The following is a 23,081-nucleotide window of genomic DNA, read 5'->3' as shown; positions in this document are numbered from 1 at the left end:
ATGTTCTCCATCTCGACCGGCACTGCTGCGGAATTGCTCAGCGCCCTGTCTGGCGACGATCTCTCGCTGGACCGGGTCGTGAGTGCGATCGAGCAGATTGAGTATCGGCAGCGCGCGCTCGATGCATTCCGCACCGAGCTGTTGTCGACAGCGGTAGAGATGGCGACGGGGTCGTCGCGCTCAGGCGAGAATGAGCTCGCGTATCGGTCGTTGCGGGCGGAGCTGGCAACCACGCTCGGCACGAGTGAGCGAACCATCGAGTCGCAGCTGGGTGCGGCGTGGTCGTTGCAGCACGATTACCCGACGACGCACCAGGTGCTCTCGGCGGGCGAGATCTCGGTGGCGCATGCCCGCGTCATCGTCGATGCGGGGGCGCGCATCGGATGCGGGTCGACTCCCGAGGTGGTCGCTCGTCGGGCGACCTATGAGTCGGAAGTGCTGCAGCACGCGCGCAAGGAGTCGGTGAATCGTTTGCGCCCGATCGCGCGAAGGATCGCGGAGCAGTATGCCGTGGAGACGCTCGATGAGCGGCACACCGAGGAAGCGCGCAAGCGCCGAGTGGTGGTGCAGGAGCGCGAGGACGGGATGTCCGACCTCTGGGCGTATCTGCCCACGGTCGAGGCGTACGCGATTCATGACCGGTTGACCCGGATCGCCCGAGAGGTGGAGCGGGTCGAGGTACGTGGCAGGCGCGAAGCCCAGCACGGAACCGATGCTGCGCCAGAAGATGCGGAGCGGCCGGCGCGCCGTTCGCGCGATGAACTCCGGGCCGATGCGTTCGTCGATGCGCTCCTCGCATCGAACCCGACGACAGTCGTCTCGTGCCCGAGCAGCGAAGCGGTGCGTGCTCGGGTGCAGGTCATCGTCCCGGTAGCGGCGCTCGATCCGGTGAGCGCGAATGAGGGCCATCGTCCTGTCGCGGAGCTGGTCGGTGCCGGCCCGATCGATCTCGCTTCTGCGCGGCGCATCGCCGGGACGACACCGGTCTGGGAACAGGTACTGGTCGACGGCGAATCGGGTGCAGTGATCGCGGTAGATCGGTATCGCCCGAGCGAAGAGATGAAGCGGCAGCTTGCGGCGCGTGATCAGCACTGTCGGTTCCCGGGGTGCCGCGTGCCGATCTCGCGCTGCGACCTCGACCACACAGTCGACGCGGCGCTCGGCGGACCAACCTCGACCTCGAATTTGGCCCACTTGTGCCGAGGTCATCACGTGCTGAAGCACCATTCCCATTGGCAGGTGCGTCAGCGAAGCGGCGGCGACCTGCACTGGACGAGCCCGAGTGGGCGGGAGCATGTGGATCGGCCACCGAGCCTCGTGAGGTTTGCGCGCCCTGCCCCTACGATGATTCCATGACTGGATCTTCGACGGCCGAGCGGCGCTCGTTCTCACAGCGCCTTGACGCGCTGCCCTTCACACGCAAGCACGGCAAGGTGCTCGGCGGGTCCGGTATCGGTTGGGCGCTCGACGCCATGGACGTCGGGCTCATCTCCTTCATCATCGCCGCACTGGCGCAGCAGTGGGGTATCGATAAAGGCCAGAGCGGCCTCATCGCGTCGATCGGCTTCGCGGGTATGGCCATCGGCGCGACTCTCGGCGGTCTGCTCGCCGACCGCTTCGGCCGTCGGCAGGTGTTCGCCGTCACGCTGCTCATTTACGGCGTCGCCACGGGAGCGAGCGCCCTGGTCGGAGGCATCGGTGTGCTCCTCGTGCTCCGGTTCTTCGTCGGCCTCGGGCTGGGCGCCGAGCTGCCCGTCGCGTCGACGTACGTGAGCGAGTTCGCTCCAGCGCGCATCCGCGGTCGTATCATCGTGATTCTCGAGGCGTTCTGGGCGGTCGGCTGGACTGCATCCGCGCTCATCGGGTACTTCGTCGTGCCTGCCTCAGACAACGGGTGGCGTTGGGCGTTCGCTCTCGGTGCGATTCCGGCGATATACGCGCTCGTGGTGCGGTGGGGGCTTCCTGAGTCTCCTCGGTGGCTCGCGGGTCGCGGGCGCACGGAGCAGGCCGAAGCGATCGTCGCGTCGTTCGAGAACGCTGCCGGATCGCGAGGCGCCCGAACCACTTCGCCCGAGCCGGCTCCCGAGTTCGCATCCACTGCCGCGCCGATCGCCACCTCCACGGGAGGGCGCCTCGCCGCGCTCTGGTCGCGGGAGTTCCGCGGCCGAACCCTGTCGATCTGGGTCGTGTGGTTCTGCGTCAACTTCGCCTACTACGGCGCCTTCATCTGGATCCCGAGCATTCTCGTCGACGCGGGCTTCAGCCTGGTGCGCTCCTTCGGCTTCACCCTGATCATCACGCTCGCCCAGTTGCCCGGATACGCGGTCGCGGCCTGGCTCATCGAGGTGTGGGGTCGCCGTCTCACACTGTCGGTGTTCCTCGTCGGCTCGGCGGTTTCGGCGATCGTGTTCGGCACGGTGCACGCAGAGGCCGCCATCATCGCGTCGGGTATGGCACTCTCGTTCTTCAACCTCGGAGCATGGGGTGCGCTGTACGCCGTGACGCCCGAGATCTACCCCACCTCGTTACGCGCAACGGGCGCCGGCTGGGCTGCCGGTGTGGGGAGGATCGCCTCCATCGTTGCACCGCTGCTCGTTCCCGTGCTGCTCGTCGCGGGAGGCTCCGGCCTGACGTTCTCGGTGTTCGCCGTCTTCTTCATCGTGGCCGCCGGAGCTGCATGGGGGCTCGTCGATCGCAAGGGAACGGCGCTCGACGACCGATGATCGCCCGTCAGCCGTAGAGTTCGCGGTAGCGCTCACCAGCGGCCCGGTGGAGCGGAACATCACCGGTATCGATGAGTGTATCCAGCGTGAGGTACTGCAGGCCCGCTGCACCGGCGGGAATGAGACGCGAGGCGTCGACGACGAGCACGTCGACGAGCGCACGTGCCACGTCTCGGTCGAGATCGTCGCGCGCCATGAGCAGGTTCGAGATGCCGACGGTTGCGGTCGATCCGGCAGTGCCGTAGACACCGGACGGTACGCGGGTGCCGAGGTACTCCCGAGGATGCGCCGTTTGCAGCGGAGCCACGACGTCTTCGAGATCGACCAAGCGCAGGGGGGTGTCGGCAGCGGCCCGGGTGATGTCGGGGGTCGGGATGCCGCCCGACCAGAACAGCGCGTCGATGTCGCCCGACGCGAGCGCGGCGAGCGCAACGGAGAGTTCGAGCTCGGTGGTGATCGGAGCGTCGCTGCCCGATGTCCGGTTCGTCGCTTCGAGCAGACGTCGTGTCGTGCGGGAGCTTCCCGATCCCGAAGCGCCGATCGACACGCGGCGAGCGGCGAGGTCGTCGAGCGATTCGATGTCGCTCGCCTCGCGTACGAGACACTGCAAGTAGTTCTGATACACACGGCCGACCGCAGTGAACCCGTTGGTGGCCGCTCGCTCGTTCGCCGTGTCCGCGAGCGAGAGAGCGAGATCCACCTCGCCGGCAGCCAGCTTTTCGAGATTCTCCGCACTGCCGTGCGTCGTCTGCAGCTCGAGCGCGATACCCGAGCGCTGCTCGAGAGCGGCACCGAGCAGATCCCCGAATTGCACATAGGCACCTCCTGGCTCACCGCAGGCAAGCGCGAGCTCCCGGGCGCGCAGGGGCGTGCAACCGGCGAGTGCCAGCGCCCAGGCGGCCGCGCCGCCGGCGAGCAGCTGTCTGCGCGACACGCCTGAGTTGTGCCGCATCGTCATCGCGCCTCCGCAGTAACGGTGATGCGCAACCCGCCCGCGGGTGGCCGGTCGATGATGACCTGGGCGTTATTCGCGTGCGAGAGTTGCTCGACGATTGCGAGGCCCAGACCGCTTCCCGGAAGCTGTGCGTGCGCAGCCGACCGCCAGAATCGTCGGCCGACGAGCGCGATCTCGGCGGTGGCGAGACCCGGCCCCGAGTCGCTCATGATGAGCGCGGTGCGCCGGTCGTCCCGCCGGGCGAGCTCAACCCGAAACGTCGAGCCCGGAGCGTACTTCGCCGCGTTATCAGCGACCAACTCCACGACCTCTTCGAGGTCGCTGCGGCGAAAGCGGATCGGGTGCGTCTCCTCGGCGGCGAGCACCGTGATCCGGGCGTCGGCGAGGAGCTCACTGTGGGGCGCAATGAGGTGTGCGGCCGACACGGTGATCAGCCCGTCGGCGGTGGGCAAGGGGGACGCCTCACTCGCCGCTGCGCCGTGACCGCTGCCGGCGGCGGTCGCACGGTGCTCGGCATTCGCCAACATGAGCATGCGCGCGACCGTGTGCTCAAGACGGTCGAGGTCGCGCTCGATCGCCGCGATCTCGGCATCACGGCCCTCGTCCGCTTCGTCTGATCCGTGCGAGACACCGTGCGTCATACCGTGCGACAAGCCATGGGCGAATCCGTCGATGCGCAACCGGATCGCGGCGAGCGGATTGCGGAGCTGGTGCGACGCATCGGCGACGAGACCGTGCTGCTGGTCGAGTGTGAGCTCGACGCTTCGCGCCATTCTCGTGAACGAGCGGGCGAGCCGGCGCAGCTCGGGAGGCCCCGCATCGGCGTCGAGTGCGTAGCCGCGATTCTCCGCGAGCGCGTTCGCAGCGGCGTCGAGGGCGGAGACGGGGCGCAGCACCCAGCGCGTCCAGAACACCGAGGCGAGCAGCACCGCGAAGAGCAGCGCCGCCCCGATCGCCACGATCGTCGCCCACCCGGCTGCGACGTCGCGCTGTGCAGCCTGCTGATCGACGCGGAGAGCGACGGCGCCCTCTGGGGTGCGCCCATCGAGGGTGACCGGTGCTGCGATGAATGCAGACCGAGGGCTCCAGGGTGTGACGGTCGCGAGGTCGCGCTGGGGCACGCCGCGAAGCGCTCCGGAGATCAAATCGGAGACGTCGTGTTCGTCTGCGAACGATCCTGACGCGGTCACCGGCTCACCGGTGCCGTCTACCACGATGACCGCCTCGCCGAACGTCGCAGAGAACCGGTCGAGGTAATGCTCCAGCTCGCGTGAGTCTTCCAGCTCGAATGCCGAGGATGCGAGCTGCACGATCTGCTGCAGTGCCGCGCCGCGTTGGAGTTGCAGCTCTTGAGTGCGCGACTGTGCGATTGAGGCGCCGACGGGAATGAGTATCGCGGTGACGGCGAGCACTCCGAAGAGAAAGAGGGGGAGGAGCACGCGAAATCTCATCAGGGCCTCTCGAGGCGGAACCCGCGACCCCGGATCGTCGTGATGCGCACCATCGGAAGTTTCTGACGCAGGCCCGCGAGGTGCACATCGAATGCCCGCGACGTCGACGAGTAGGCGTCGCCCCACACCGCGTCGAGCAGCTGTTGACGGCTGACCACCGTTCCGGCGTGTCGGGCGAGTACCGCGAGCAGGGCGCACTCGGTCGGGGTGACTGCGACGGCCATGCCCCGGTGCGTCACTCGCCGTTCAGTCTCGTCGACAACGAGGTCGCCGGTCTCGATGCGATGCGTGACCAATCCGGCGTACCGACGTGCAACGGCCGCGAGTCGCGCAAGGAGTTCGTGGAGCCGGACCGGTTTCACGAGATAATCGTCGGCGCCGAGTCTGAGCGCGTGCACCGTCGACCGCTCGTCACCGCGCGCAGTGACCACGATCACGGGAATCTCGCTCACCTCGCGGAGCTGTTCGAGTGCCGTGAGGCCGTCCATGTCTTCGAGGCCGAGATCGAGCAGCACGATGTCGGCGCCTTGATGCTGCTGCAGCAGTGCACCTCCGCTCGCCACGCGGTCGCACGTGTGCCCTGCCCGCGTCAGCGCGCCGGCGAGTGCAGCGGAGACCGATGCATCGTCTTCGGTCACCAATACGCGCATGCTCTCCAGTATGCCGCTGCCGACGTGCGTCGCGAGTGTTAAGGCAGTGTTAAGGAATTCACTCGCTGAGACGCGAGCGATCGCAGAATGGGTCTGCTGCTCGATCCGAGCCTCCCCGATTCCACCCATGATGATTGGACAGTCAATGTCAATGTCAACGTCGACGGCGACCTCACCGACCCTGCGCAGGTCGATTTCGAACACTCTCAAAGGCTCGGCGGGCAACCTCGTCGAGTGGTACGACGTCTACGTCTACTCGGTGTTCGCCACCTACTTCGAGTCGCAGTTCTTCGCGGCCGACGAGAAGAACTCGTCCATCTACATCTGGGCGATCTTCGCGGTCACCTTCCTCATGCGACCGATCGGCTCGTGGTTCTTCGGCAGGTTCGCCGACCGGCACGGGCGCCGCCTGTCGCTCACTGTGTCCGTCTCGCTGATGGCCGCGTGCTCGATCCTCATCGCGCTCTCGCCCACGGCGGAGTCGATCGGTGTCGGCGCTGTCGTGATCCTCGTCTTCGCGCGCCTGCTGCAGGGGTTCGCGACCGGTGGCGAATACGGCACGAGCGCCACCTACATGTCGGAGACGGCAATCTCAGGCCATCGAGGCTTCCTCTCGTCCTTCCACTACGTCACGCTGGTGGGCGGTCACGTGCTCGCGCAGTTCACGCTCATGATCATGGTGCTGACGTTGCCCGACGAGGCGATCTCGTCGTGGGGTTGGCGCGTCGCCTTCCTGATCGGCGGTGCCGGAGCGCTCGTGGTCATCTGGCTGCGTCGCACCATGGACGAGACGCTCGAAACCGCGACGCTCGAGGCCGTGCGTTCCGGAGAATCCCGCGAATCCGGCTCCATGCGCGAACTGCTCGTGCGCCAGTGGCGTCCGCTGCTCACGTGCTTCCTCGTGACTGCGGGCGGAACAGTCGCGTTCTACACGTACTCCGTCACGGGCCCGTCGATCGTGAAGGGCGCATTCGCCGGCAGCGACGTACTGGCCGGCACCGTGATCAATCTCATCGCTCTCACGATCCTCATGCTGCTCCAGCCGCTCGGCGGATGGCTCTCAGACCGCGTCGGTCGCAAGTCGCTGCTCGTGTTCTTCGGTATCGGCGGTGTGCTGTACACCTGGGTGCTCCTCACTCAGCTGCCGCAGCAGCAGAACCCGATCATCGCCTTCACGATTCTTGTCATCGGCTTCGTCATTCTGACGGGATACACCTCGATCAACGCCGTGGTCAAGGCCGAGCTCTTTCCGACCCACATTCGCGCCCTCGGCGTCGGTTTCGGATACGCGCTTGCGAACTCCGCATTCGGCGGCACCGCACCGCTGCTCTACCAGGCGGCGGGCGAGACGGATCGAGTCACCTGGTTCATCGTCTACGTCACCGCGGTGATCGCCGTGTCGCTGCTCGTGTACATCTTCGTGCTGAAGAACAAGAGCGCGAACTGGCTCGATGACGAGGCCGGCATGCGCTCGCGCGCGTAAACTGGGCCGCCGGGCTGGCAGCAGGATCGCGCCTGGCAGGGCTGGTGGGGCGACGAGCCGCCGTTCCACTCGCCGGTGTTCGTACCGACGCACACCCCTCGGCCCCCGCTCCACCTGGGAGAGACCTCGTTGTCACGCACCTCACCTTCACCCGCTGATCCTTCACGCACTGATCCTTCGCCCGCTGACCCCGCTCAGCTCAGTAGTTCGCGGGCGGATCGCTGCCCGGGAACGACTCCTCGCCCCACTCGTCGGCGAGTGCGTCGTCGTGCTCATCGCGCGCCCGGCGTGCGGCATTCGAGGACTGCTGCGGGGTAGCTTGCGAGGCAGTCTGCGGGGTCGCCGTGTCGTTTTCCGCAGCAGCATCAGGATCAGCTGGTATAGCCGGTGTCTCGTCCACGGTGTCGGCGTCGGCGTCGGCACCGAGCGGCTGCGCACCGGAAGGGATCGCCGCCACGGAGTCGCTGGCCGAGCCGAAGACATCGCGATCCTCCCGGAACGCTCGGCTGCGGGCGAAGGCGTGCGCCGCCCCGAGCATTTCCGCCTGGGCGAGCGCCCGCTCGCCGAGCTCATCGAACACCGCAGCGTCGAGTTCGAGATCTGCGGCGTGCTCGCTGAGCACCTGCCACAGCCCGAGTTTGCCGATGACCGCGCTGCGCAGCAGCTCGAGCTCGAGAATCAGGGAGAGCGGCGAACGCGAGAACGTGCGTCCGTTGAGCTTCAGCCTGCCGACGCGCTCGCCGACCCACGACGCGGCCTGACGATAGACCCGGCGCCGCACCTCGAGATCATCGATCAGATTCGCGAGGAAGGCGCGTTCGAGGCGCAGCTCTTCAGCGAGCTCTGAGAGTCCGGCGTACACCGGTGTATCGATGTACGAAGCCGACATGCGCTCCATCCGTTCGGCCCCCGCGGTGGCGCCGGTGAGGTGGTCGGAGAGGTACAGGCCGAAGAGCTCCCAGTCGAGTTCTCCGGTACCGGGGTCCACGCCGGCGGAGGGATTCTCCGCTGTCGCCGACGGACCACTGCCCTCTGCCGTATCCGCAGCCGCATCCGCGCCGTCGCCGATCCGACCGTCGAGCGCGGTGAGGCGTGCGTCATCGACGTCGCGGGGTCGAAGCGGCAACGAAGCCGTTCCTCTGCCGTCGATCATTCCCTGCAGCAGCTCACGCAGGGCGTCTGCAGCCGAGTGCTTCGGCGTCCAACCGAGGTCGCGCTTGGCACGCGCGTTGTCCATGTGCGGCGCCCCGAGGGCGAGATCGAACCAGCCGGCGTCGACCGATACGATTCCGGTGCGGTGCGCGGCGGTGACAAATCCGCGCACGACGGCCGTCGGCAGCTCGAAGAACCGGCCATGGTCGACGATGTCGGCGAGCTGCTGCGCTCCGAGCACATCGTCGGCGCAGAGATTGAACGCCCCGGAAGCCCGCTTGACGATGGCGGAGACGTACGCTTCGGCCGCATCATCGGCGTGCACAGCCTGGACGCCGCGCAGCCCCTTCGGCAGCGGTAGTGCTGGTGGCGTTGCGCGACCGAGAGCCTGCACCGGAACCGCGCTCCCGAGAAAGTAGCGCTGGATCGACGATGCCGCGTCGCCCTGGAACGTGAGCGCTGGGCGCATCCGCGTCACCGTGATTGCGGGATTCTCGCGCTCGAACTCGTCGAGCGCGTCCTCCTGCGCCGCCTTGTCCACGCTGTACTGCGACGACTCGATCCCCCCGCGCTCCCAGTCCTCGCTGCGAAGGGCCTGCGACGGGTCGGCTGCGTACACGCCGACAGACGACGCCACGACGACGTGGCCGACACCGGCCTCGGCAGCCGCTCGCAACACGCGACGCGTGCCCTCGACGTTCACACGTCGCAAGAGCTCGCGCTCGGCGATCGGCTGGATGAGCCAGGCGAGGTGGACGACCGTGTCGACGCCGGCAAAGGCCTCTCGGAGTGCCTGGCCGGCCGCATCCTCTGATGACGCCGCCGCGATGTCGATCGACACCCACTCGCACGAGGCATACGGATCGACCGTGAGATCGGGCATGCGGCGAGCAACGCCGAGCACCGATCCGACCTCCGGCACTGCCGCGAGCGCGCGAAGCAGCGCAGTGCCGGCGTTCCCGGTGGCTCCGACCACCGCGACTCGCAGCGTCGCATCGTCGGCAACTGGGTTCTGAGACTGGGGTCGTTCGGGCATTGCTGTCCTCCTCGAATCGCGCGTACCTCTACAGTGCCGTGTAGCTTCGACGGCGCCCAGGGGGTTGCGTGTCGTGCGACGAGGCGTCAAGGCCCCTGCGCGACCTGAGGAGCTTCCGTAGTGTCGGCGACATCGAAGGTGCTTCTGCCACCGCGACTGTTGAACCAGAGAAGAGAGGGTCGTCCATGGTTGAATCCGCGCTGGAAGGTCGCGTCGATCGCCTCGTGCAGCTCATCGCAGAGCGAGCGGAGCAATCAGGGCGATCGATCGCCGTCGCCGAATCGCTGACGGGAGGGCAGCTCGGTGCTGCGCTCGCGGCAGCTCCCGATTCCGGCACCTGGTTTCGCGGGGGGATCACGGCGTACCACCCGGAGGTGAAGTACACGCTGCTGAAAGCCCCGAGAGGTCCCGTGGTGACCGAGCCGACCGCGGTGGCGATGGCGGAGTCAGCGGCGCGACTGCTGCTCGCCGACATCGCGGTAGCGGTCACCGGCGTGGGAGGCCCTGACCCCGACGAAGGCAAGCCGGCCGGCACGGTGGTCCTCGCGATCACGGGCGGAGACCGGCCCACGAAGGTCGAGCACCTCGCGTGCTCGGGCGATCCCATCGAGGTCATGCAGCAAACAGTCGAGGCTGCGCTCGAAGCCGTGCTCGAACGGCTTCCCCCGGCCAGCTGACTGTGGTCGACCAACGCCGACCGCAACCGATCCGACGTAACCAACGCAGTACACACGAGAGAGGAGCGCAGCATGCGCGCAGTGACGTGGCAGGGCAAGCGGAAGATTTCTGTCGACGAGGTCGCCGATCCGGTGATCCAGGAACCGGGGGACGCGATCGTGCGCGTGACGTCGACCGCGATCTGCGGCTCGGACCTGCATCTGTACGAACTCTTCGGGCCGTTTCTCGATGCGGGCGACATCCTGGGTCATGAGACGATGGGGATCGTCGAGGAGGTGGGTCCGGGCGTGACGTCGCTGCGGGTGGGGCAGCGCGTGGTGATCCCCTTCAACATCTCGTGCGGCGAGTGCTGGATGTGCACGCGCGGGCTGCAGTCGCAGTGCGAACGCACCCAAGTGACGGAATATGGTTCGGGGGCAGCGCTCTTCGGGTACACGAAGCTGTACGGTCAGGTGCCGGGCGGCCAGGCGGAGCTGCTCCGGGTGCCGATCGCGGAGTACAACACGATCCCGGTCGGGGAAGCGCTCGCAGATGAGCGCTACCTCTTTCTCAGCGATATTCTTCCGACGGCCGCGCAGGGGGTCGCTTACGCGGGGGTGGGCCGAGGCGACACCGTGCTCGTGCTCGGTCTCGGGCCGGTCGGCCAGTTCGCCGCGCGTCTGGCGGCGCATCGCGGCGCACGAGTGCTCGCGGTCGACCCCGTGCTGGAGCGTCGCGAGATGGCGGCGCGTCACGGCATCGCGGTATGCGAGCCCGGTGACGTCGTCGAAGCGTCGGAGAGCTTCTCGGACGGGCGGGGGCCCGACGCGGTGATCGACGCCGTCGGGATGGAGGCCCACGGCAGCCCCGGTGCGCACGCGGCGCATACGGCGATCGGCGCGCTGCCCGACGCGCTCGCAAAACCGATGATGGAGCATGCCGGCATCGATCGCACTGCTGCGCTGTTGCAGGGCATCGACCTCGTGCGCCGCGGGGGCACGTTGTCAATCAGCGGCGTGTACGTCGGGAACGCCGACGCATTGCCGATGAAGACGCTGTTCGACAAGCAGATCACGCTCAAGATGGGTCAGTGCAACGTGAAGCGGTGGATCGATGACCTCATGCCTCTCGTGGAGCACGACGACGATCCGCTCGGCACCGCCGACCTCACGACGCATCGCGTTCCGCTCGCGAGCGCTCCCGACATGTACGAGATCTTCCAGAAGAAGGAGGACGGCTGCATCAAGGTGGTCCTCGATCCCGCCGCGAGCCATTAGAGCTTGGCGAACCGCGCGCGAAAGAGGCAGAACAGCCCGTAGGCGAGGAATCCCGCCCCGATGAGTACGATCCAGACCGGACCTCCGGGCAGATCGTAGAGCGAGGTGATCGCCGAGTCGAGAGCGCCCGCAGAGCTCGAGTCGCCCTGGACCCCTGCGGCGGCGAGCAGCACGGCGACGACGAGGAGCGCGCCTCCCTTGGCGATGAACCCCGTCGCACCCAGCACGGCGATCGCGTGACCTCCGTTTCCCGAGGGAATCTTCATCTGCTTGCGGAAGCTGCGCGTGATGCCCATCGATATCCAAGCGATCCCGACCGCCGCCACTCCGATGCCGACGAGGATCAGCAGTACCGTGCCCCCGGGGAGCGTGAGCAGGCCCCGGCTCGCATCCCGGGTGGTGCGGTCGGGGTCGGGGCGGGCGCCGACCGCGATCGCAGTCGCGATGCCGCCCATGACGCAGAACGCGATGCCCTGACCCCATTCGGCAATACGCCGCCCCCACCGCTGCTTGCGCGAGTCGCGGGTCAGGGCGAAGCCGTGTACCACGTGGAAGATGCCCAGTGCGAATAGCAGCAGCGCGATGGACCAGAGCAGCGCGAGGCCGAACGGCGCTTCAGCGATGGATGTGAGCGCACCGACCTGATCGGCCTCAGCGCGCCCCCGGCGCACGACGACCGTGATCGCGAGCACGCCGATGAGGCCGTGAACGATGCCACTTGCCACGTATCCTCCCCGCGCCAACGCGCGGAACGTGGTCGTGCGCTCGGTTTTACGAGCGGCGGATTGCAGTCTGTCGTCCATGGCTTGAGGCTAGCGGATCCGGGCATGCCGACCGCACCGCTCCGCGCGCCCGACGTATCGTACTCGTATGAACTACCGCATACTCGACCGCGTTCCTTCAACCGTCGAACACGCCGCGCTCGCCGCCGCGGTGGGGTGGCAGTCGCACTTCGACGACGAGGTGCGCGGTGCCTCACTGGCCGCGTCACTGGCAGGCGTCGTCTGCGTCGACGAGCACGGTACGGTCGTCGGTATGGCGCGCGCGGTCGGCGACGGACTGCAGTACGCGTACGTGCAAGACGTCATCGTCGATCCTCGATGCGAGGGATTGGGAATCGCCACTGACCTGGTCTCGCGCCTCATCGAGCTGCTGCAACCGGACGACGACATCGAACTCTTCGTCGGCCTGTTCGCGAGTGACGCCGCCGTCGGTGTCTACGAATCGCTCGGCTTCAGCAGCGACGAAGCGGTGGGCATGCACCGCAAGCTGCGTGGTGCGGCTTCATGAGGAGCGCAACCCCCTCGTCGGCGATCGACACATTTTCTAAGCTCGCACCATGTCAGTGAACAAGCTCAAACTTGCGGCCACTGGAGTTCTCTCCCTCGCGCTTCTCGGAGCAACCGCCGGATGCGGCGGCGTGCTGCCCACAGAGGGCTCGGGTGAGGTCCGCGATCAGCACGATGCCCCGAATGGTCTCGCCGATGAAGTCGAGGATCGGATTGACGACCGCCTGTCGACCGGCGACGACGATCCTGAAGCGGGTACGGATGACGCGCCATCGCTCCTGGAAATGATCGACGAGTACGAAAACGTGTCGACCGACACGATCCGCGTGATGGTGGAGGGCGACCTGACGCAGTCCGAGCGCGAAGCGCTGGCGTCGGAGGTCTTCGAGAAGAGCGAGACCGACGCTCTCGGCACGATACTGATCGTGGACGCGTCGGGCGACGAAACCGAGCACAGCGAATAACGATTCGAACCGTCGAGTGTCAAGGGGCATGCGGCAGAACACAGCGCTCCCATAGCCTGACGTTATGAAGCGCGAAACAGATGCGGTCGCACCGCCCACCGATACCAAGCTGCGTCGATCGGTCTCAGGGCTCCTGCTATTCGCCTTCATTCTCGGCGATGTACTCGGGGCAGGCGTGTACGCGCTTATGGGAGTGCTCTCCGCCGAGGTCGGCGGCATGCTGTGGGCTCCTCTGCTGCTGGCCCTACTACTCGCTCTGCTCACCGCCGGCTCCTACGCAGAGCTGGTGACGAAGTATCCGAAGGCGGGCGGCGCCGCCGTCTTCGCGGAACGCGCGTTCAAGAGGCCCGTGATCTCGTTTCTCGTGGGGTTCTGCATGCTCGCCGCGGGTGTGACGAGTGCCGCGGGCCTGTCGATCGCGTTCGCGGGGGAGTACCTGCAGACGTTCGTGCAACTGCCCACAACGCTTGTGGCTATCCTCTTCCTCGTCATCGTCGCCCTGCTCAACGCGCGCGGTATTCGCGAGTCGCTCGGCGCGAATCTGGTGATGACGGCGATCGAAGTGAGCGGACTCGTCATTGTCGTGGTCGTTGTCGGACTGCTGCTCGGCAGCGGCGGCGGCGATATCTCTCGAGTGGTGGAGGGGCCGGAGGGCGTCGGCACTGCAGCTGCCGTTCTCGGTGGTGCCATTATTGCGTTCTATTCGTTCGTCGGGTTCGAGACCTCTGCGAACATGATCGAAGAAGTGCGCAATCCGACCCGCACCTACCCGAGGGCGCTGTTCGCGTCCTTGGCGGTCGCGGGTGTCGTGTATGTGTTGGTCGGTCTCGCCAGCGCAATCGCGCTGCCAGCCGACGAGCTCGCTGAATCGAGCGGCCCATTGCTGGCTGTGGTCGAGGCCTCGGGATCACACGTGCCGTCGTGGGTCTTCAGCGCGATCGCGCTGATCGCGGTGGCGAACGGCGCTCTGCTGACGATGATCATGACGAGCCGACTCGCGTTCGGCATGGCGGAGCAGGGGCTGCTTCCCGCGCAGCTCGGACGGGTGCTGCCGAACCGCAAGACTCCGTGGGTGGCGATTCTGGCGACGACACTCGTCGCTGCCCTGCTCACACTGGTCGGGGATCTGGCCACCCTCGCCGAGACGGTCGTGCTGCTGCTGCTGTTCGTGTTCTTGAGCGCGAACGTCTCGGTGCTCGTGCTTCGGCGCGATCGCGTCGAGCACCGGCACTTCCGGGTGTGGACCTTCGTGCCCGTGCTCGGCATCGTCTCGTGCGTCGTGCTGATGACACAGCAGAGCGGAACGGTCTGGCTGTTCGGCGCTGCACTCATCGCCGTCGGCGTGCTGCTGCATCTGCTCGCCCGATGGAACGCGCGTCGAGGCGACCGGGCGGCTGGTCGTGGTGCATGATCGGGTGACCGCGATCACGGAGTAGAAGAACAACGATGACGTCGACGGAGACCGCAACCCAAGCCCGTTCGGCTCGGTGGTTCGCGCCGGCGACCGCGTGCACTGCGCTGCTGATCGCGGCAGCGGTGATCGGTCAGCTGGTGTACAGCCTGAGCTTCGACCCCGACGACACGGCCTTCTTCTTCACGAACTTCTTCAGTTTCTTCACCATTCTCTCGAACGTGCTCGCGGCAGTGACGCTCGCCGGTGCCACCTGGTTCTTCGCGGTTCCTAGGCCAGTGCCGAGCTGGTTCTGGGGATCCTTCGCGGCGGTGACGACCTACATGGTGACGACGGGGGTCGTGTACAACGTTCTCCTGCGCGGAATCTCGCTCGACCAGGAGTCGACGCTCGGTTGGTCCAACGAGGTACTGCACCTGGTCGGCCCGATCCTCGTTGCGGCACTGTGGTGGGCCGCGCCGGGGCGCAGGCCGCTTCCCTGGAGGCATCTGTGGCTCGCCGCGGTGTTCCCGCTCGTGTGGGGGGTGTACACCGTAATTCGCGGTGCCCTGGTCGACTGGTATCCGTATCCATTCATGAACCCCGCCCAACCGGGCGGGTACGGCGCGGTGCTGCTCTACATGTGCGGGATCGCGGCACTCATCGTCGGCGCTGACGCCCTCATCGTCTGGCTGAGCCGCAGGAGGCGTGAGCGTTCCTGAGGCCCAGCCGACGACAGCGGCTTACTCACTCACTCCTTCTTCAATGCGTCCTGCGCCCGTCCCGCGATCTTCTCCGCGAGGTTCGGCACGTCGGTGGTGCCGTAGAAACGGGCGTCAGGGTGCGTCGGCGGCGGCATCGGCACTCCGGCCTCCGGTGCCTCGTGGTAACTGAACTCCCCCAGCCCATCCGGGGTCGGACCCGATGCCCAGCTCCCCTCGCTTGCCGCTGCCCCGTCTGAGAAGTTGATGTACTGGTACGACACGTCGCGCTCCTCCTTGCCGATCGGGAAGTTGCTCGGCACCGGCAGCGACTCGACCCCCTCCGCCTGCAGCTCGGCTGCCGCTGCCAGCCACTGATTCTGGTGCATCGTGTCTCGGGCGAGCAGAAAGCCGAGAAGGTCGCGCACGCCGTGATCGTCGGTCATGTGGTACAGACGTGCGACCTGCACGCGACCTTGCATCTCGGCGTTCGCGTTCGCCTGGAAGTCTGCGAGCAGGTTGCCGCTGCTCGTGATGTAACTGCCCATCCATGGGTTGCCATTGCTGTCGACCGGGCGCGCTCCCGCGCCGGCGACGATGCCCTGCTGCACGTCTGTGCCCCCGATGACCGCGGCCACCGTCGGGTCGTTCTGCACGGCTTCGTCGGCGATGCCGAGCGGTGATTTCTCCAGAAGCTGCGCGATCATCACGGCCAGCATCTCGACGTGCCCCATCTCTTCGGCGCCGATGCCGAAGACGAGATCGCGGTACTTGCCTGGAATATGCATGTTCCACGCCTGGAACTGGTACTGCATGGCGACGGTGATCTCGCCGTACTGCCCGCCGAGCACCTCCTGCAGCTTCCGCGCATAGACCGCGTCGGGCTTATCAGGGCTGGCCTTGTGCTGGAGTTCCTGCCGGTGAAAGTACATGATGCGCTTCCCTTTTCCACCGGTCGGAGGCCGCGTTTCGGCACTGCTGCGATCGGTGATGCGGCAAGCCCACACCGCTTGCGGCGTCACCACGACGGGGTTGCAATCGCGAGAAACGTGACGTAAAAGTGGCGACTGAGACGGCTGAGCACTCCCGATCGCTCCGCGTCGAAAAGATCAGCGCGGCACACCGAACGCATGCAATGACAGGTCTTCGCTGAGGCGCGCACTCGCCCGATGGCCTCGCACGCTGGTGCCCTGCTCATCGAGCGGGGGGCTGAAGACTGCGGCACCGAGCACGCCGGGGGCCGCGAGTACGATCGCACCCGACACGCTCGACTTGGCGGGCACGCCGACCTCTCGCATCCACCGGCCCGAGCCGTCGTACACGCCGCAGGTCGCCATCACCGAAATGACGTCTCGAGCCACCTCGCGCGAAACGACGCGCTCGCCGGTGCGAGGATTCAGGCCGCCAGCCGCGAGCGTCGCCCCCATCGCGGCGAGCGTCTCGGCAGTGACGAGCGTTGCGCACGCGCGACCGTACACAGCGATCGCGTCATCCGTCTCGACTCGCAACGTCTCTTCAGAGCGCATGAGGTGCGCGAGCGCACGATTGCGGTCGCCGAGTCGCTGCTCCGACTCCGCGATCTCTTCGTCGACGCGCAGCTCGCGCCCTGCGAATGCCGACAGGCCTTCGGCGATACGCGCCGATCGAGCATCGGCATTCCCGCCGTCGACGATCGAACTCGTCAAGAGCGCTCCGGCATTCACCATCGGGTTCGGAGGCCGACCGGTTCCGCTTTCGAGCTTGATGGCGTCGAAAGCCTCACCCGTCGGCTCGATGCCGACCCGAGTGAGAGCGGCGCGATCCGTATCTTGCAATGCGAGCGCGAACAAGAACGGCTTCACTGCCGATTGGATGCTGAACTCCACATCACCCTCGCGGCTCGAACGAGAATCACCGTCCACCGTCATCAGCGCGATTCCGCATTGACCAGCATCTGCTTCGGCAAGCTGCGGGATGCTCTCAGTGACGGCGCCTCCCGATTCGGGCAGCACGCGCTCGCGAAGAGCGTCGAGGTCATAGGAGAGCGCATCAGCCGCGAAGTTCATGCTCCTAGCTTGGGGGAGCGGCCGTGCATCGACGAAGTCCCGCGCGGCAACACCTCAGATCAGGTCGGGATTCTTCTTCACGTACCGTTCGGCCTCATCCTCGCTGATGGCGATGAGCCCTCGCGGCGTGTGCGCAAGCGCGTTCAACGCTCGAACCCACACCTTGCTGAGTTCCGGTTCGCGGCTCCCCGAGAAGCGAAACGCAACGGTCACGTACGGTGTCAGCCAGACCGACGTACGCCCGTCGCCTTGATCGTGCGGCTTGTGCCAGCTGAGAAAAAAGCACTCCTGCTTCTTCAGCTTCTGTCCGATGACGAACTGCAGGTGCGCCAGCAGTCGATCTTCGAACTCGTATTCTCGTCCCCCGTGTATCAAATTCCCCATAAACAAAATACTGGCAGCGAAAACAATGTGCGGGAGTGCTATCTTTTCATCTTTTTGAGTGGTATTATCCTCCGGCTACGTCGGCCTACTTCGTTCGATCGGCGCGGAGGTTTCCGGGGTACTGGTTTCCAGTCGCTTCGGCGACTGCGAGCGATCCGTCTTCTTTCGTGACGATCAGGCCGGTGGTCGAACTCGCCGACTCCCCGAGACGCTGCAACCACTCCTTGTTGATTTCGGGCACACGGCTCCCCAGGAATTTGAACGTCAGAGAAGTCTCGGGTGACACCCAAATCGCGGTGCGCCCGTCGCCCGCGGACATGCTGTCCTTCCACGACATCAGGAACGCTTCCTCGCGCATGAGCTTTTGCACGATGACGATCTGCAGATGAGCGAGCAACCGATCGTCGAAATGTGTCGTCAAACCGTCGTAGCGGATCGATCCCATGAGTTCCTCGTTCCTTCATCCTGCGACCGCTGATGGTCGAAGGGGGCCCGATTAGTGTCTCAGGAAATCGCTCCACAAACATGTTCGGGCGCAGGCATTGCAATATCCGAATATCTCCCGTCACTGGTGAGGCTGCACGCACCAGTCGAGATGGTGAGGGTGCGTCGAAGACCGGCAGGCCTGAAACACTCGTCCGTCGGGCGTCAGTATCGTGTCGGCCGGGCCGCGCTCGGGAGGCCTGCTCGGCGCTGCCGCGTTCGGCGGCAGAAGAGTGGGCCCCGCACGCTTCGGTGCGCCTCGACTGTTCGTGCGAGCGTTGTTGAGGAGGGCTGCAGGAGTTCGCCTCTCGTCGATGCCATCCGCGCGCCAGAAGTCACAGGCGGCTCCGTCTACTGCATGTTGGATTGCAGGCACTGCACTGCTTCGAATCGTGCCTCACATCTCCACGGTGCGACGTAGTTGTATCGCGGCGATTGTGCACCTACGGAACGAGGAAGAAAATGGATCTCACGGATTTTTGGAGCGAGTTCGGCCCCATGGCCCTATGGTTGCTGATCGGCTACGTCGTCGTGACGCTGATCGGGATCGGCCATACATGCTTCAACTGGCTCATTCTGGGAATGGACACGCCCGAAGGGGTGGAGAAGAAGTCCGAGTGGGATGTTCCCGCGTACACGGCCACGTTGCCGTTTCATCCTTTGTACAACATCGTGGTGTGGCCGTTCGTTGCTTGGGGATACTTCCAAGCCACTCAACCCACAAATATCTGGATTGCGGCGGCGCTTGTCGGGATCTCTTGGACGGTTATCATCATCCTCGTCGATATTCCCGGGTGGATCCTGATCAAGCACCCCTGGTCGTTGACGTGGCGCGAGTTCTACATCGACTACCAGCCATGGATCACCCTCGTGTATTTGGCTATCCTGGTAAGCCCGTTCATCACGGCAGCAGTGACACAGCTCGTGAGATGAGTATCGAGATTCCCCCGCGCGACTGCCCAGCGAGGTCAGAGGAGAGCGCTGCAATGGATGGAAGTACCCCAACTGCTTCGCAGCGCCCCGCATTGACCCGTGAACTCACCGGGCAGGAGCTCATGCGCTGGTACTGGTTGCGAGAGGAACTGGCCGTGTTTGCGCGCGGCCTTGGTGTGCGAGCGAGCGGAAGCAAGCAACTTCTCACACAGCGTCTCGCCGCAGCTTTGGACGGCGAACCGTTTACCGAACCAGCACGGCGACGCACGGGAAGTGGGAGGCAACTCTCCGGGCCGCTTGAGGCCGCAACTGTGATTCCGCCAGGGCAGAGGTGCAGTCAGCACATTCGTCAGTGGTTCGTGCAGCAGGTGGGCGATCGTTTTCGTTTCGATGAGCCGATGCGCGCCTTCTTCGCGGCCGCAGACGGCACGCACACCTTGCAAGATGCACTCGACCACTACCTTGCGAGTCGAGATCGCGGCGCGAGTGACATCGAACCGCAGTTCGAGTACAACCGCTTCACACGTGCATGGCACGAACAGCACCCGGAAGGTACGCGCGGCGAGTTGATGTCGGCCTGGCGCGAGTACCGCAGCCAACCAGTCGATCAGCGCGGCCGCGTGTGATCGACTCGGGCGATCCGGTGGACGGGACGCTCACGCTGCTGAGTCAGGTCAGACTCGCTACTGCATTCGATGAACGCCCCTACTCGACGCACTCGATTCGGGCGCTGGCGTCTCGTGCTGGGCTGAGAATTGGGTCGCGTGAGCGCCAGACACTCGAACGTCATGCCGGTCCCAGCAGAGTGGATCCAACTCATTCGGCCGTATCTTGCCGAGCTCCGAGCTGGAGGCTCTCCGACTTCCACCATTGACACGCGACGGCAACACCTTGAGTGTCTCGCTCGGCATATCAATGCGGACCCGGCTGATGTGACTGAAGAGAGGCTGCTCCGGTGGTGTGCGGAGCAGTCGTGGGCACCCGAGTCTCGTCGCGGGCGCCACACCAGCTTTCGCCAATTTTGGCGCTGGGCAGCGAGCGGCGGTCGTCTCGACAACGTCGCCGAGAAGCTCCCCGTGGTGCATCAGCAACGAATGATTCCCAGGCCTACGCCAGATCTCGTGTACTTGCACGCACTGCATCAATCGAGTGCGCGAACCCGACTGATCCTGCGACTTGCTGCGGAAGCGGGATTGTGCCGCGCAGAGATCGCGCAGGTGCACACGGAACGAGACCTGGTGCAGGTCGCCGGCGGATGGCTGCTTGCGGTGAGAAGCGCAGGAGGGCGGAAGCGGTACGTCCCCTTGCCGGCTGACGTAGCGAATGAACTGTGGGCATTGCGACCCGGGTGGGCGTTTCCAGGCAACGACGGCGGCCACCTCTCGCCCCGCTGGATCAGTGTTCTCGCAGCCCGGGCGCTGGGTGGGACGTGGACGCTGCACTCGCTTCGACACCGCTTCGCGAGTCGCCTCTCCACGATCGATGGTGACGTTGCGGCACTGCAGGGGCAGTTCGGGCCGTCAGATCGTGGGACGAAGAATAAGCACGCGAAAATACAGCCTGATCCCCACCGACAAGTTGCGAAGCTCGTCAGCGCATGAACAGGAGTCGCGCAACGAACCCGACAGTGCTTGACCGGGGGAAATCCTCACGGAGATCTCACGGCCCAATCGTGCTATTCGCGGCGCGGGCGCTGCACGATGTTGAAGAAGCGCTCGCCTTTCCGACGGAGTGCGACGAGCTGTCGAAGACGACGGGTCTCGACGTCCTCCGGTTGAACCGGACCCAGTCGTGGGCGGCAATCAGTCTCATGGGGCTTCTCGTGGCGGGAGCCAGTCGATCAGGGGTGCAATCCAGCGGCTCTTGCGTGCCAGGTGCTGGCGCGGATCATTCCTGTGTGGTCTCGAATGGGAAAGTCATCGGGCCTGCACTCGAAAAGTCGCGTCATCGGAGAACGGTGGTGAGCAGCTGAAATGCGGTCCCGATCCCATTCCAGAGCATGTGCGCGGCGATCGGAACAAGAATATTGCGATTCGATTTGAGGTAGGCGATCGCAAGCGCTGCACCGCTACCGATGTAATACACGGCGAGCGGCCACTCGTGCACACCCCGCAGGTGCAGCACCCCGAACGTGATGCTCGACAGGGCGAATGCCAGGGGAGTCGAGAGCTTGTGCTGCAGTGTTCCCAGAGGGATCTCGCGGAACACAAGCTCCTCGACTACCGGAGCGAAGACGCCGACGACCCCGAGAAAGTACAAGCTTGCAGGCAGGGACGCAGACACATCGAGCAATTCCGCATCGATTGCCGCTTGGTTTTCTCCGTTCATCGATTTTCCGGTGATAAGGAGCGCAATGCCGTAGAGGCCGGATGCGAGGCCCGACAAGACGAGTCCGCCGATGACCCACGCTCCTGCGGCGACTGGGCGGGCCCGCATCTCTCGCCACCCGTGCACAATCGTTTTTCTACAGGCCCAGATGCCGACTAAGCAGAGCCCGACATACATGAAGTTCTTGACGTCGAGGAAGAGCTGGGCATCGACGAGCCCAGGAGCAACGAACAACCAGGTCGTTGCAGCGACGTACAAGGCGAAGAACAGAGTGATTCGTCGTGCTTCGACCCTGGCTGGGACCCTCGGCGAAGCATGCTGCATAAGAACTTCAATCCCAATCTGACTGCGCTCGAAGGTCCCTCCCGAGCTCCTCTGCGAGATTACGGCCGCGCGCTTCGTCAGGTGAACAAACGCAGATCGTTGAGGTACTTGTCAGTGAAATTTGGGTAGCCGTCCGGGCGGCTCAATTCACTCCTCAGCCTGAGGAGAGGGCCTGGGGTGAGACCTGGCGGTTCGTCCGTCGGCGAGCCGAGCTTGAGCTCGGTTACTCCCGCGCGACACCTCGACGAGTTCGGTGGCCTTCGCCAGGCCCATCGGTCGGGTCGACACGTACATGCTCTCGGCTCGATCCACGACAAACGTCTCGTGCCAGATTCCGACGGCTTCGGGCGCCTTTCGCGCCGTGCGATTGAAGCGCGTCCAAGCAGGCAGGTGCTCCTGCGATGATACGGAAGCGTATGCGTACAGCTTCTCGACTGACGACCAATACTGCACGACTGAGGGCCCGCCAGCGCCGAAGTTGAGGGAGAACCCGAGCAGACCCGAGTCGGGATCGGCGCTGAGCTCGCGCAGCATTCGGGGCATTGCGCTGAACACGGGGATCCAGAGGTCCGGGCGCTACCAGCGGTTGATCTGCATTCCAATGTGGAATACGACGAGTTCACCCTCGTGTCGGTGAGTCACCCGCCCCTTCAGTATTCGCGACAAGATCGGCTCCATGCACGAGCACTGCAGGGTCTGCGCCGAGGTCTGCCGACGGTGCGAACAGGCGTGCGCCGTATTGCTGGAATCGCTGTGAGTCACTCGAGGACCGCTCACGGTGGCGATCCTGCGTCGAGAAGCAGAGCGCAGAATTTCAGGGGCGTTACAGCTTCTGAGCGAGCATGACGATGATGCCGCTGGGCCCCCGCAGGTAGGTGACCTTGTAGAGGTCTTCGTAAGTTGCGACCCCGCGAAGCGGGTGGCAGTCGTGTCTTGCCGCGATCTCGAGTGCCGAATCGATGTCGTCGACTGAGAACGCGACCCGGTGCATACCGATTTCGTTGGGTTGCGTGGGCTCCGTCTCGATCGCATCTGGGTGCAGATATTCGAAGAGCTCGATCTCGCCATCGCTGCCGGGCGTTCTCAGTACGGCGATCCTCGCGTGATTGCCATCGAGCCCGACTGCGGTGTCCGCCCACGCGCCACTGATGGTGTCTCGGCCGACGAGTTCGAGTCCGAGGTCGGTGAAGAACGAGACCGCTGCCTCGATGTCGCGGACCGCGATGCCGACATTCGCCAATGTGATCGTCATGCTCCCGAATTCTAAGGCGAGGTGGGGATACCGCAACAGCACCTTGAGTTGCAGGCAGAAGCGTGCGGGGCAACCACAGATGAACAGCAATCAACGGGTGATCA

General features: G+C 65.3%; 24 protein-coding genes. 12 read left to right on the top strand and 12 right to left on the bottom strand.

Features of this window, described 5'->3' with window-relative positions; all coding sequences use genetic code 11:
* On the top strand, positions 1-1,356 hold the full coding sequence (locus AB0O71_RS05455) for a DUF222 domain-containing protein (protein ID WP_363742985.1): 1,356 nt from the start codon (positions 1-3) through the stop codon (positions 1,354-1,356).
* The gene (locus AB0O71_RS05450) at positions 1,353-2,723 is read left to right on the top strand and encodes an MFS transporter (protein ID WP_363742983.1); all 1,371 of its coding nucleotides are present in this window, start codon (positions 1,353-1,355) and stop codon (positions 2,721-2,723) included. Before AB0O71_RS05455 ends, AB0O71_RS05450 begins: the two co-directional genes overlap by 4 nt.
* A 7-nt stretch (positions 2,724-2,730) precedes the next feature.
* Here AB0O71_RS05450 and AB0O71_RS05445 read toward each other — a convergent pair whose 3' ends face one another.
* Genes AB0O71_RS05445 through AB0O71_RS05435 form a run of 3 tightly spaced genes read right to left on the bottom strand, consistent with a single transcriptional unit; the run spans position 2,731 to position 5,779 of the window.
* A complete protein-coding gene (locus AB0O71_RS05445) occupies positions 2,731-3,681 on the bottom strand; it encodes a TAXI family TRAP transporter solute-binding subunit (protein WP_363742981.1) in 951 nt (316 codons plus the stop codon).
* Positions 3,678-5,117 carry a HAMP domain-containing sensor histidine kinase gene (locus AB0O71_RS05440; RefSeq protein WP_363742979.1) on the bottom strand — a complete coding sequence of 480 codons (1,440 nt, stop codon included), beginning with the start codon at positions 5,115-5,117 and terminating at the stop codon, positions 3,678-3,680. The genes AB0O71_RS05445 and AB0O71_RS05440 overlap by 4 nt, the downstream gene beginning before the upstream one ends.
* An 11-nt stretch (positions 5,118-5,128) precedes the next feature.
* Positions 5,129-5,779, bottom strand: a complete 651-nt coding sequence (locus AB0O71_RS05435) for a response regulator transcription factor (protein ID WP_363742977.1) — start codon at positions 5,777-5,779, stop codon at positions 5,129-5,131.
* Between the two features lie 145 nt (positions 5,780-5,924).
* On the opposite strand from AB0O71_RS05435, the gene AB0O71_RS05430 reads away from it, so the two are divergent.
* On the top strand, positions 5,925-7,262 hold the full coding sequence (locus AB0O71_RS05430) for an MFS transporter (protein ID WP_363742975.1): 1,338 nt from the start codon (positions 5,925-5,927) through the stop codon (positions 7,260-7,262).
* A gap of 199 nt (positions 7,263-7,461) precedes the next feature.
* Here the strand turns inward: AB0O71_RS05430 and AB0O71_RS05425 are convergent, their stop codons facing one another.
* Positions 7,462-9,450: an NAD-dependent epimerase/dehydratase family protein gene (locus AB0O71_RS05425; protein WP_363742973.1), complete on the bottom strand. Its 1,989-nt coding sequence runs from the start codon at positions 9,448-9,450 to the stop codon at positions 7,462-7,464.
* Between the two features lie 185 nt (positions 9,451-9,635).
* Here AB0O71_RS05425 and AB0O71_RS05420 point away from each other — a divergent pair, with 185 nt between their 5' ends.
* Positions 9,636-10,127: a CinA family protein gene (locus AB0O71_RS05420; protein WP_363742969.1), complete on the top strand. Its 492-nt coding sequence runs from the start codon at positions 9,636-9,638 to the stop codon at positions 10,125-10,127.
* 72 nt (positions 10,128-10,199) lie between these two features.
* Complete coding sequence (locus AB0O71_RS05415; protein WP_363742967.1) at positions 10,200-11,384, top strand: alcohol dehydrogenase catalytic domain-containing protein; 1,185 nt, start codon at positions 10,200-10,202, stop codon at positions 11,382-11,384.
* Here the strand turns inward: AB0O71_RS05415 and AB0O71_RS05410 are convergent.
* Positions 11,381-12,187 carry a DUF1206 domain-containing protein gene (locus AB0O71_RS05410; RefSeq protein ID WP_363742965.1) on the bottom strand — a complete coding sequence of 269 codons (807 nt, stop codon included), beginning with the start codon at positions 12,185-12,187 and terminating at the stop codon, positions 11,381-11,383. The two genes, AB0O71_RS05415 and AB0O71_RS05410, sit on opposite strands and share 4 nt — an antisense overlap.
* Before the next feature lie 67 nt (positions 12,188-12,254).
* Between AB0O71_RS05410 and AB0O71_RS05405 the strand changes: the two genes are divergently transcribed.
* From AB0O71_RS05405 to AB0O71_RS05390, 4 genes are all read left to right on the top strand, one after another.
* Positions 12,255-12,674, top strand: a complete 420-nt coding sequence (locus tag AB0O71_RS05405) for a GNAT family N-acetyltransferase (protein WP_363742963.1) — start codon at positions 12,255-12,257, stop codon at positions 12,672-12,674.
* Between the two features lie 49 nt (positions 12,675-12,723).
* The gene (locus tag AB0O71_RS05400) at positions 12,724-13,137 is read left to right on the top strand and encodes a hypothetical protein (protein ID WP_363742960.1); all 414 of its coding nucleotides are present in this window, start codon (positions 12,724-12,726) and stop codon (positions 13,135-13,137) included.
* A 64-nt stretch (positions 13,138-13,201) separates the two neighbouring features.
* Positions 13,202-14,548: an APC family permease gene (locus AB0O71_RS05395; RefSeq protein ID WP_363742957.1), complete on the top strand. Its 1,347-nt coding sequence runs from the start codon at positions 13,202-13,204 to the stop codon at positions 14,546-14,548.
* Between the two features lie 35 nt (positions 14,549-14,583).
* Positions 14,584-15,249 carry a Pr6Pr family membrane protein gene (locus AB0O71_RS05390; protein WP_363742954.1) on the top strand — a complete coding sequence of 222 codons (666 nt, stop codon included), beginning with the start codon at positions 14,584-14,586 and terminating at the stop codon, positions 15,247-15,249.
* 29 nt (positions 15,250-15,278) lie between these two features.
* Here the strand turns inward: AB0O71_RS05390 and AB0O71_RS05385 are convergent, their stop codons facing one another.
* The 4 genes from AB0O71_RS05385 to AB0O71_RS05370 all read right to left on the bottom strand — a co-directional run bounded on the left by AB0O71_RS05385 (position 15,279) and on the right by AB0O71_RS05370 (position 18,102).
* Positions 15,279-16,160 (bottom strand): manganese catalase family protein, encoded by an 882-nt coding sequence (locus AB0O71_RS05385; RefSeq protein ID WP_363742951.1) that lies wholly within the window; start codon positions 16,158-16,160, stop codon positions 15,279-15,281.
* Between the two features lie 177 nt (positions 16,161-16,337).
* Positions 16,338-17,273 (bottom strand): glutaminase A, encoded by a 936-nt coding sequence (gene glsA, locus AB0O71_RS05380; protein ID WP_363742949.1) that lies wholly within the window; start codon positions 17,271-17,273, stop codon positions 16,338-16,340.
* A gap of 54 nt (positions 17,274-17,327) precedes the next feature.
* Positions 17,328-17,657 (bottom strand): hypothetical protein, encoded by a 330-nt coding sequence (locus tag AB0O71_RS05375; protein ID WP_363742946.1) that lies wholly within the window; start codon positions 17,655-17,657, stop codon positions 17,328-17,330.
* Between the two features lie 85 nt (positions 17,658-17,742).
* Positions 17,743-18,102 (bottom strand): ATP-dependent DNA ligase, encoded by a 360-nt coding sequence (locus AB0O71_RS05370; RefSeq protein ID WP_363742943.1) that lies wholly within the window; start codon positions 18,100-18,102, stop codon positions 17,743-17,745.
* Positions 18,103-18,602: 500 nt separating this feature from the next.
* Here AB0O71_RS05370 and AB0O71_RS05365 point away from each other — a divergent pair, with 500 nt between their 5' ends.
* A complete protein-coding gene (locus AB0O71_RS05365; protein ID WP_363742941.1) occupies positions 18,603-19,073 on the top strand; it encodes a hypothetical protein in 471 nt (156 codons plus the stop codon).
* Between the two features lie 53 nt (positions 19,074-19,126).
* Complete coding sequence (locus AB0O71_RS05360) at positions 19,127-19,699, top strand: DUF6434 domain-containing protein (RefSeq protein ID WP_363742939.1); 573 nt, start codon at positions 19,127-19,129, stop codon at positions 19,697-19,699.
* A 1,318-nt stretch (positions 19,700-21,017) separates the two neighbouring features.
* Here the strand turns inward: AB0O71_RS05360 and AB0O71_RS05355 are convergent.
* Positions 21,018-21,659 (bottom strand): type II CAAX endopeptidase family protein, encoded by a 642-nt coding sequence (locus AB0O71_RS05355; protein ID WP_363742937.1) that lies wholly within the window; start codon positions 21,657-21,659, stop codon positions 21,018-21,020.
* Between the two features lie 213 nt (positions 21,660-21,872).
* Positions 21,873-22,286, bottom strand: a complete 414-nt coding sequence (locus AB0O71_RS05350) for a DUF4188 domain-containing protein (protein WP_363743119.1) — start codon at positions 22,284-22,286, stop codon at positions 21,873-21,875.
* Between the two features lie 115 nt (positions 22,287-22,401).
* Here AB0O71_RS05350 and AB0O71_RS05345 point away from each other — a divergent pair, with 115 nt between their 5' ends.
* On the top strand, positions 22,402-22,482 hold the full coding sequence (locus AB0O71_RS05345) for a four-helix bundle copper-binding protein (RefSeq protein WP_363743117.1): 81 nt from the start codon (positions 22,402-22,404) through the stop codon (positions 22,480-22,482).
* A 66-nt stretch (positions 22,483-22,548) separates the two neighbouring features.
* Here the strand turns inward: AB0O71_RS05345 and AB0O71_RS05340 are convergent, their stop codons facing one another.
* Entirely contained in the window at positions 22,549-22,977 is a 429-nt protein-coding gene (locus AB0O71_RS05340) for a VOC family protein (protein ID WP_363742935.1), read from the bottom strand.
* Between the last annotated feature and the right edge of the window lie 104 nt (positions 22,978-23,081).

The organism is Leucobacter sp. NPDC077196 (genome assembly GCF_040687075.1).
GTDB lineage: Bacteria > Actinomycetota > Actinomycetes > Actinomycetales > Microbacteriaceae > Leucobacter.
This window is presented reverse-complemented; position numbering and strand designations above follow the sequence as displayed.